Source organism: Oscillibacter sp. KLE 1745 (assembly GCF_000469445.2).
Classification (GTDB): Bacteria; Bacillota; Clostridia; order Oscillospirales; family Oscillospiraceae; genus Oscillibacter; species Oscillibacter welbionis.
On record NZ_KI271750.1, the window covers coordinates 1 to 1,181 of the forward strand.

Genomic DNA, 1,181 nt, shown 5'->3' on the forward strand with positions numbered 1-1,181 from the left:
CTGCCGCGCCCGGGCAGCCCCGCCGGCGGCGCAGGACCGGGCTGTGGATTTTCCTGGCCTGTCTGGCGGTGGTGCTGGGCGTGGCGGCGGGCTCCTGGATTTGGTGTCTGCTGCCGGCCGGCAGCAGTGCCGATCCCTTTGAGTACCGTTACGACCACGGCTGGGAGGAGGAAGAGGACGCGTCCGGGGCAGTTACCATCCCCACCTATCCGTTCGGAGAGGGCGCCGTGCTGGAGGTGGAGACGGACCACGGCCGGGAGCTGACGGCCCAGGAGATCTACCAGCGGGTGAACCCGTCGGTGGTGACGGTCATGGTCCAGCTGGACGACAGCGTCTCCGTGGGCACCGGGGTCATCTTCCGGGCGGACGGTTATATCCTCACCAATTACCACGTGCTGGCGGGGGGACGGGACTGCACCGTCGCCATGGACACGGGCCGGACCTATGAGGCCCGGTACGTGGCCGGAGACGAGCGGAACGATCTGGCGGTCCTCAAGGTGGAGCTGACGGGGCTTCCCGCCGCCACCTTCGGCGACAGCGACCAGCTGGTGGTGGGCGACAAGGTCTACGCCATCGGCAACCCGCTGGGCGTGGAGCTCCGCGGCACACTGACAGACGGCATCGTCTCCGCCATCAACCGGGATGTACAGGTGGACGGCCGGACCATGACGCTGGTTCAGACCAACGCGGCCCTGAACTCCGGCAACTCCGGCGGCCCCCTAATCAACGCCTGCGGCCAAGTGGTGGGCATCAACACCATCAAGATGAGCTCTGATTACTCCAATGTGGAGGGTCTGGGCTTCGCCATTCCCTCCGCCTCCATCCGGCGGCTGGTGAACGACCTGTTGACCTATGGAGAGGTCCGGCCGGAGCCCTCCTTCGGCGTGACGGTGCTCCAGACGGGCACCCGGCTGGAGGACGACATCTGGGGCCTGCAGGTGCTGGAGGTCACGCCCGGCTCCGCCGCAGACCTGGCGGGCATCCGGGAGGGGGACTTCGTCCTCGCCGCCGGCGGCAGGCCGGTGGAAACCAGTCAGGAGCTGCTGCGCATCCGGCGGCAGCTGTATGTGGGCGATCAGGTGACCATGGAAATCTGGCGGGACGGGGAGCGGATGGAAGTGACGCTGACTCTGAACGACCCGGTGGAATAAAGAACGAGGGCGCGGCCTGCACCGCAGGCC

The 1,181-nt window shown here is 67.7% G+C and carries 1 protein-coding gene; it reads left to right on the top strand.

Annotated features, from left to right (window positions below; all coding sequences use genetic code 11):
• On the top strand, positions 1 to 1,151 hold a 1,151-nt coding region (locus HMPREF1546_RS13510), incomplete at its 5' end, for a S1C family serine protease (RefSeq protein WP_021752038.1).
• Positions 1,152 to 1,181: the final 30 nt, after the last annotated feature.